Origin of the sequence: Acinetobacter sp. UBA1297 (assembly GCF_002307755.1) — a bacterium.
GTDB lineage: Bacteria > Pseudomonadota > Gammaproteobacteria > Pseudomonadales > Moraxellaceae > Acinetobacter > Acinetobacter radioresistens.
In genome coordinates, this window is record NZ_DBUF01000002.1 from 54,561 (window position 1) to 62,489 (window position 7,929).

Below are 7,929 nucleotides of genomic sequence, written 5' to 3' on the forward strand. Positions count from 1 at the left end.
ATCATGTTATCTGTTTTAAGCAGACTATTCTTAGTTTACTGAAGCCAGTTTGTGTTGTGCAATCAGATAGTCTGCCATTAAACGTGCCGCCCATGAACGTGTACGGGTAATGCCTTCATAAAATCCGCAGTGGCTGCCTTTACGGGTTGTAATCACCATAATATTTGGCATCTGCATAATCATTTCTTTATATGGCTCAAAATTATCAATATGGCAAACCGGATCATCTTCAGCATTTAAAATCATTAGAGGAATCTGGATATTGTCCATAACATAAACAGGATTGGTTGCCTGATTATAACTTTCAAAGTCTTTATAACCTGCCAGTTCAAAGTAACAGCTCTGAAAGTCAGCCAGACTTTTAACAGCAAGTACTTTCGGCAATGACCCTGTATTTTTCCAAGCGTCCTGATAAGGATGAATAAATGATTTAAACAGTTTCTTTGTCATGGCCTTACTATAAAATGGGTGCACCTTCTGAAAACCAATTTCGGTATTATAGCCCGGACAAAAGGCGAAGGCAGCCTTAAATGGAGTATGATGACCCTCCTCTCCCAGATAGCGTACCAACAGACCAGTTCCAGCAGAAGAGCCTATGCCATACAATACAGATTCAGGAAATTTGCTCTGTATATGAATGAGCTGTTCACGCAGGTCATCAGTTGAACCAAACAGACAGATTTTTGGTACAGTCATTGGCAATTTGGCATGGCCACGGCGCAAACATAACGCAATACGCCAGCCTGTATAGTGATGTAAATCACGTACCAGCTCGCTCATACTTTGTGGTGAGCCGGTAATCGTATGCATTAATACTATAGTAGGTACATCAGCCGGAAGTTGTTCGCCATACCAGGCAATACCGGTAGTGCCACCATCCTGCATGGTTAATGGCTCAATTCTGTCATACTTGAGCTTAATACGTCTTTTCTTGAACAGGTCAAAATATAGCAAGTGTGCATGCTGGTTCGCTAACCACGGTGTTGGCCGATATTTTTCCTTAAGCTGTGGCAAGTGCTCCAGTACCTGCTGGACTTTACCATTCGGGTCAAAGTAGAGTTTAGGCTGTTCAGCGCCTGTAACCTGATCCAATAGTTCTCGTGTCAGGGCAGTCAGCTTTTTTACCATCATTTGATTTAACTCTCGGTATATTTCTAAAGTATGAAGAATGAATTTTAAGTAGACTTAATGGGCGGGAGGCATAAATGCTGCCATGCGCTGTCCCATTTGTGCAGCTAACGCTTCGAGACCACTTTTTGGCCGGATCATGACTTCAAAATCAACAATTTTGCCCTGCTCATTAAAACGGATCATATCGATTCCTTTTAACTGTTTTTCTCCGACATGAGCAGAAAACTCTAACACTACATTGTGACCGTCTTCTGTGTAGAATTCTCGGTGATAAGTAAAGTCCTCAAATATTTCAATGACATTAGTTAATATAAAACGAACGACTGTTTTACCTTCATACGGGTTGAATGCAACAGGTGATCGAAAAATCACTTGTTCATCTAGAAGTTCGTCCAGAACAGACATATCACGGCTGCAAAGCATTTGGTGCCAAGCCTGTATGGCTTGTTGAGTAGTGGTCAGGATCATCAGTTTTATCTCTTTAACTATTTATTGTTTTAAAGTTGAAAGTGGACAGACAGCATTAACAGGCCGCCTGCCCTATATAAAAACCTAAATAATGGCTGCCAGTTCAGCGCCCTGACGGATGGCGCGTTTAGCATCCAGCTCACCGGCTTCTCTTGCGCCTCCTATTAGATGCACACGTTTTCCGTCAGCTTGCAGCTGTTCGAACATGGCAGTATAAGATTCCTGTCCGGCGCAGATTACAACGTTATCCACTTCCAGTAGCATAGGTTTGCCGTCCACCGTAATATGCAAACCCTGATCATCAATTTTTTCATAATTTACACCAGACATCATTTGCACATGCTTATGTTTTAGGCCAGTGCGATGTATCCAGCCTGTGGTTTTACCCAGATTTGCACCTACAGCCTTTTGCTTGCGCTGTAACAGGTAGACTTCACGCAGTGAAGGTTCAATTTTAGGCTGTTTCAAGCCCCCCGTATGATGATAGGTCGTATCGATTCCCCACTCATCATAAAATTTTTCAGGATTCAAGCTGGCACTTTCCCCTTCATGTGTAAGGTACTCTGCTGTATCAAAACCAATACCGCCTGCTCCGATAATTGCAACCCGCTTTCCAACAGGCAGGCGCTCTTTAAGCACTTCCAGATAGCTTAACGCTTTAGGATGATTCGCACCTTCAATTTCCAAGTGGCGTGGTGTTACACCTGTTGCAATCACAATATCATCAAAATTGGCCTGGCTTAGCTCTTCATAAGTCGCCAAATGATTCAAATGTAGCTGGATATTTGGCTGTAATTCAATCTGGCGCTGAAAGTAGCGAATAGTTTCATAAAACTCTTCCTTGCCCGGAATAGTCTTGGCAATATTGAATTGTCCACCAATCTGGTTACTGCTTTCAAAAATCTTGACCTGATGACCACGGCTGGCTGCATAAATTGCAAAACTTAAACCTGCCGGCCCTGCACCTATCACAGCAATCTGTTTCGGTGATCCAGATTCTTTAAAAATCAGTTCAGTTTCATGGCATGCGCGCGGATTAACCAGACAGGATGCAATTTTCATTGAGAAAATATGGTCAAGACATGCCTGATTACACGCAATACAGGTATTAATCTCGTCACTGCGGCCTTCACGGGCTTTTAAAACAAACTCGGCATCGGCCAGCATTGGACGTGCCATCGAAATCATATCTGCCTGTCCGGAAGACAGGACATATTCTGCCATTTCCGGGGTATTAATACGGTTAGATGTGATCAGTGGCAACTTCACTTCACCTTTCAGCTTTTCAGTCACCCAGGTAAATGCAGCACGTGGAACCTTAGTGGCGATGGTTGGAATACGTGCCTCATGCCAGCCGATACCGGTATTAATAATTGTCGCGCCGGCTTTTTCAATTTCTTTAGCCAGATAAACAACTTCGTCCAGTGTAGAACCGCCTTCTACCAGATCCAGCATCGATAGACGGTAAATAATAATAAAATTCTCTCCAACTGCTTCACGGGTACGCTTGACGATTTCAATCGGAAAACGGATACGCTGCTCATAACTTCCGCCCCATTCATCATCACGATGGTTGGTGCGGGCAGCAATAAATTCATTGATCAGATAGCCTTCTGAGCCCATGATTTCCACACCGTCATAACCGGCATATTGTGCCATCTGTGCACAATTTACAAAGTCACTGACAGTTTGCCAGACTTCAGCCGAGCTTAATTCTTTGGGCTTACTCGGATTAATCGGGGCCTGAATCGCAGAAGGTGCAACCGGATCAGCCTGATAGGAATAACGTCCGGTATGTAAAATCTGCATGGCTATCTTACCGCCAGCATCATGAACAGCCTGAGTAATAATCTTGTGCTTTTCTGCTTCAGCAATAGAATCAAGTTTAGAACCGCCAGCAAAGGTTACACCTGCATCATTAGGTGCAATACCGCCAGTCACAATCAGCCCTACCTCACCACGCGCACGTTCGGCATAAAATGCTGCCATCCGTTCGTATCCTTGTGGAGCTTCTTCTAGGCCCACGTGCATTGAACCCATCAATACACGGTTTTTTAATGTAGTAAACCCGAGGTCTAAAGGGGCAAGTAAGTGTGGATAGTACGACATTTTTTCTCCTTGGCTCGCTATCTTTGCTAGCTTATGCAACTTATTGCATAACTTATAATAGATATTCTTTTTTTATGCAACATGTTGCATAATGTCTGAAGCGTCATTTTTAAAGTTGCGGAATTCACCGATGTCTCTTGCCCATGTATTATTGACCAGTTTACTGGAAAGACCGAGTACCGGGTTTGAACTGGCACGCCGTTTTGACCGTTCTATGGGCTTTTTCTGGAATGCAACACACCAGCAGATTTACCGTGAACTAAGCGGTATGCTGAAAAAGGGCTGGATTTCTACAGTTGAAGAAGCACCCAGCCAAAGTAGAAAGAAAACCTATCAGGTTGAACAGGCAGGCCGTATTGAACTGGCCAAATGGATGATGGAACAAAGTCCGCCCGCCCAGTTACGGGAAGAGTTGATGGTACGTCTGCGTGCAGAAGCCCAGTTGGGTGGAAATATTGTACTACCCGAATTGCAGCGACATCTGGAATTACACCAGAATAATCTAAAACTCTACCAGAATATTTATGCGAAGGACTTTGCTGGAAGTGCGACCACTGACCGTACTTTATATATTCATAAAATGATTTTGCAGCTGGGTATTGATCTGGAAATTCACTGGATCAAATGGCTTGAAGAAGTTATTCCTGCATTGGAAAAGTTCTAGCACTGAGGAGTTAATCATGCCACTTTACCGCATGCCTGATGGAGAAAACCTGTATGTGCGCCGGATTGGTCGCGGTCAGCCTGTACTGGTATTATCTGGTCTTGGAATGCAAAGCTGGCAATGGTTACCTTTTATTGTACGCAGCCTGAACCGCTTTGAGTTTATTATTCCAGACTGGCGCGGTTTTGGGGGTTCTCGAAACTGCGCCATTCCTCAATCCTTAGATGCAATTTCCAGTCACTGGCAGGATGTTTCCAGACTGATTAATCAGTTGCAGCTGGATAATTTTATTCTGATTGCCTATTCAATGGGCGCCACCACAGCGATGCATGGTATGCACTATGCAAACCTGGGCGACAGGTTAAAGGCCTATTTACATATTGACCAAACGCCAAAAATTCTGGCAGATGAGAACTGGAAATATGGCCTGCTGGGTGAAAAGCATACAGAATGTAAGCTGGTATTGCGTCAGCTGATTGACACTCTCTCTGGGCAACCTGATATACACAGCATCAGTCAGCTGGAAACACATACACGTACTGAACTGCTTCAGCTTTGGTACAGGTTTGTATCTTTACAGGGGAATAGCAGATTTTCTTCCCTGTTGTTTCATACCGCACTTAAAAAACCGAAACTGCAAAAATATCTGTTACCTCTTCAACGACTGGACTACCTGCGCTGGTATCTGGAAAGTTATTTGTACCATACTGAAGATTATCGCGAAGCACTGTCACAACTTGAATGTCCAGTCACTTTTTTTATTGGGCAGAATTCCAGCTTATATGCAGCAGAAGGACAAATGATCATTGCTAAAAGCCTAAAAAATGCTCACCCTGTTTATTTTGAGCATTCGGGCCATACGCCGCTTTTAAGTGAACCGGTTAAATTCACTCATGAGCTGCGACAATTTTTATTGGCTCAGATTCCTTAACCTGTTTGGTTTTTAGAATTAAAATAAGGCACGGTCATATTTGATCGCTTCCAGATCGTAAACCTGATAGATACAGTCGAAGAGTGACCGGATGTTTTCCGTTTCGTCCATATTTCGAATAGTCAGAAAAATCGGGCTTTTTGCTGCCTCATCCAGTAAAGGCACATAATTTAAATGTGGAAAACGGATGGTATTGGCACTCTCAGGAATAATACAAATGCCCTCACCCGCAGCAACCAGTCCTAAAGCTAGCTGAATTTCACGAACTTCCTTAATATTTCTAGGCTCCAGACCATGCTCAGAAAATAACGTGGTGATCTGTGTAGAAAAATTAGGTTTAGCCGTGTTTGGATAGCAAAATAGGTCTTCATCAACAATATCTGCCAGATATATACCTTCAATATGCTGTGCAATCGGATGGCTTGAATGTGCAGCGACCATTAGACGTTCTTCACGCAGTAAAATCCGGTGAACTGCCGGATCACTGATTCTCAGCCGTCCAAAGCCGACATCAATCCGGCCTTCTTTTAGTGCCTGAATCTGGTCTCTGGTGCTCATCTCTACCAGTTGAATATTTAAATGGGGATGCTGCTGACGATATAAATAAATAATCCGCGGTAATAAACCGAATAAAAGTGAGCCTACAAACCCCATGGTAATACTGCGCTCAACCAAGCCTATACGCTTGGTCATCGATTTAACTTCTTCAGCATTCGACAAAAGTTTAACGGCATGCTGGTAAAAAAATTGACCGGCTGGGGTAGTCTGTAATGGCCGGCTGCCCCGTTCAAATAACTGGATACCCAGTTCACTTTCAAGGTTTTGTATTTGCCGGCTCAGCGGAGGCTGGGCAATAAATAGTTTTTCTGCAGCCTTGGTAAAACTCTGTTCTTCTACCACTGCCACAAAATAGCGTAAATGTCTCAGTTCCATGAGTCTTCCATACCTTTAAGATATATTAAAATGCAAATTCAGTCTTAGACACATTTTAATCATTCTTTTAAGGTATACACAAGAGATAAGTCAGCATAGATTTTCAATAATGTATAAATCTGTAGAAACATTACTCGTCGATATTCCGACCATACGTCCACATAAACTTTCTGTGGCAACCATGCAGACTCAGACCCTGGTTCTGGTGAAAATTACTGCAACAGATGGAACTGTAGGTTGGGGTGAAGCCACTACTATTGGTGGACTCAGCTATGGTGAAGAAAGCCCAGAAAGTGTTAAAGCCAACATTGACACTTACTTCGCGCCTCTGCTCTCCTCCGTTCAGAACCAGAATATTGCACAGATCTCAAAACTGATCCGCAAGACCATTAATGGTAACCGTTTTGCTAAATGTGCAATTCAGACTGCACTGCTGGACATACAGGCCAAACGTCTAGGCCTACCATTAAGTGAAATTCTGGGTGGTCGTTTGCGTGACCGTTTGCCAGTACTCTGGACACTGGCTTCTGGTGATACAGATAAAGATATTGCCGAAGCTAAAAAAATGATTGAGCTGAAGCGCCATAATACTTTCAAACTGAAAATTGGCGCACGTCCATTACAGGAAGATGTTGATCATGTTATTGCCATCAAGAAAGCTCTGGGGCCTGAGGTCAGTATTCGTGTAGATATCAACCGTGCCTGGACAGAACTGGAATGTATTCGCGGAATCCAGCAGCTACAGGACGGTGGAATTGACCTGATTGAACAGCCTTGCGCCATCCAGAATACCGATGCTCTTGCCCGTCTGACCCAGCGTTTCGAAGTAGCAATTATGGCTGATGAAGCCTTAACCGGGCCGGACAGTGCTTTCCGTATTGCACAAAAGCATGGCGCCGATGTATTCGCAGTCAAAGTCGAACAGTCTGGTGGACTAATTGAAGCTTGTGACGTGGCCAAGATTGCCTGTCTTGCAGGAATCGACCTGTACGGTGGCACGATGCTTGAAGGCCCCGTCGGTACCATTGCCTCTGCTCATGCCTTTTCTACCTTTGAAAATTTGGCATTCGGCACAGAACTCTTTGGCCCACTTCTTCTGACCCAGGAAATTTTAACAACCCCACTGCAATACGAGAACTTTGAACTGGTTGTGCCCAATGCACCAGGTCTAGGAATTGAAGTGGATGAAAACAAGATTGAACAATTACGTCGTTAAGGCAAGCGGATAAGGAGTTTTAACATGTTATTTCATGTGCGTATGGATGTGCATATTCCACTAGATATGCCAAGCGAGAAAGCGAACGAAATTAAGGCTGTTGAAAAAGCTTACTCCCAAGAGCTGCAACGCCAGGGTAAGTGGCGTCATATCTGGCGTATTACCGGCCAGTATTCCAACATCAGTATTTTCGATGTGGAAAACAATGAAGAACTGCACAACATTTTGCAGGGTCTACCGCTTTACCCTTATATGAATATTGAGATCATGGCTCTGAATCGCCATCCGTCTTCTGTACGTGAAAACGATTCATAAAATTGATGCAGAAAAAAAGATGCAGTTCTACAGTTGCATCCGTACTTTCCTTTAAACGAAGGGTAATAACAACAGACGGAACGAGGCCAGCCAGTGATGGCCAGCACATCAGGGAACCTTTCTCGCTTGTCGCCAGCCCCGTTAGCGTCTTATACATACTTA

General features: G+C 43.8%; 8 protein-coding genes. 4 read left to right on the forward strand and 4 right to left on the reverse strand.

Going from position 1 to position 7,929, the window contains the following annotated elements; genetic code table 11:
* Positions 1–30: 30 nt before the first annotated feature.
* The 3 genes from B3R63_RS00755 to B3R63_RS00765 form a co-directional block, all read right to left on the reverse strand.
* Positions 31–1,131, reverse strand: coding sequence for a YheT family hydrolase (locus B3R63_RS00755; protein ID WP_286727985.1), 1,101 nt, complete (start codon positions 1,129–1,131; stop codon positions 31–33).
* A 54-nt stretch (positions 1,132–1,185) separates the two neighbouring features.
* Entirely contained in the window at positions 1,186–1,599 is a 414-nt protein-coding gene (locus tag B3R63_RS00760; RefSeq protein ID WP_248114928.1) for a nuclear transport factor 2 family protein, read from the reverse strand.
* A gap of 84 nt (positions 1,600–1,683) precedes the next feature.
* The gene (locus B3R63_RS00765) at positions 1,684–3,708 is read right to left on the reverse strand and encodes an NADPH-dependent 2,4-dienoyl-CoA reductase (protein ID WP_005020059.1); all 2,025 of its coding nucleotides are present in this window, start codon (positions 3,706–3,708) and stop codon (positions 1,684–1,686) included.
* 130 nt (positions 3,709–3,838) lie between these two features.
* Here B3R63_RS00765 and B3R63_RS00770 point away from each other — a divergent pair, with 130 nt between their 5' ends.
* Entirely contained in the window at positions 3,839–4,372 is a 534-nt protein-coding gene (locus tag B3R63_RS00770; RefSeq protein ID WP_005026163.1) for a PadR family transcriptional regulator, read from the forward strand.
* A 16-nt stretch (positions 4,373–4,388) separates the two neighbouring features.
* Complete coding sequence (locus B3R63_RS00775; protein ID WP_286727986.1) at positions 4,389–5,303, forward strand: alpha/beta fold hydrolase; 915 nt, start codon at positions 4,389–4,391, stop codon at positions 5,301–5,303.
* Positions 5,304–5,321: 18 nt separating this feature from the next.
* On the opposite strand, the gene B3R63_RS00780 is transcribed toward B3R63_RS00775, so the two are convergent.
* Positions 5,322–6,236, reverse strand: a complete 915-nt coding sequence (locus B3R63_RS00780; protein ID WP_005026169.1) for a LysR family transcriptional regulator — start codon at positions 6,234–6,236, stop codon at positions 5,322–5,324.
* 109 nt (positions 6,237–6,345) lie between these two features.
* Here B3R63_RS00780 and B3R63_RS00785 point away from each other — a divergent pair, with 109 nt between their 5' ends.
* Together B3R63_RS00785 and catC are read left to right on the forward strand one after the other, a co-directional pair.
* Positions 6,346–7,452 carry a muconate/chloromuconate family cycloisomerase gene (locus B3R63_RS00785; RefSeq protein WP_005406456.1) on the forward strand — a complete coding sequence of 369 codons (1,107 nt, stop codon included), beginning with the start codon at positions 6,346–6,348 and terminating at the stop codon, positions 7,450–7,452.
* 24 nt (positions 7,453–7,476) lie between these two features.
* Positions 7,477–7,767: a muconolactone Delta-isomerase gene (gene catC, locus B3R63_RS00790; RefSeq protein ID WP_005020051.1), complete on the forward strand. Its 291-nt coding sequence runs from the start codon at positions 7,477–7,479 to the stop codon at positions 7,765–7,767.
* Positions 7,768–7,929 lie beyond the last annotated feature (162 nt).